Raw genomic sequence first — 265 nt, forward strand, 5'->3', positions numbered from 1 at the left:
GATCAAAGCCAATATAGTGGCTGACACCAGGCACCTGATCCCGGATGCTGTCTACCAGATCCTTCTTGCTCTTGGAGAAAAGAAGGACATCGGCCTCGGAACTCTTGAGCAGGTTGACGATTTCATTGGCCGGTTGTTCCTTATCCAAAGGCACCACCACTGCCAGACCGTTGACCACCGCCATGTAGCTGACATACCACTCGTAGCGGGTTTCCGCCAGGATGGCCACCCGGCTGTCGGTATTGACACCCAGGGCTTTCAAACC

The 265-nt window shown here is 54.7% G+C and carries 1 protein-coding gene; it reads right to left on the bottom strand.

Going from position 1 to position 265, the window contains the following annotated elements; translation table 11 throughout:
* The coding region (locus tag FQ664_RS26210) for an AMP-binding protein (protein ID WP_144175902.1) at positions 1-265 on the bottom strand (265 nt) is incomplete at both ends.

Origin of the sequence: Pseudomonas persica (genome assembly GCF_900291015.1) — a bacterium.
Taxonomy (GTDB): Bacteria; Pseudomonadota; Gammaproteobacteria; order Pseudomonadales; family Pseudomonadaceae; genus Aquipseudomonas.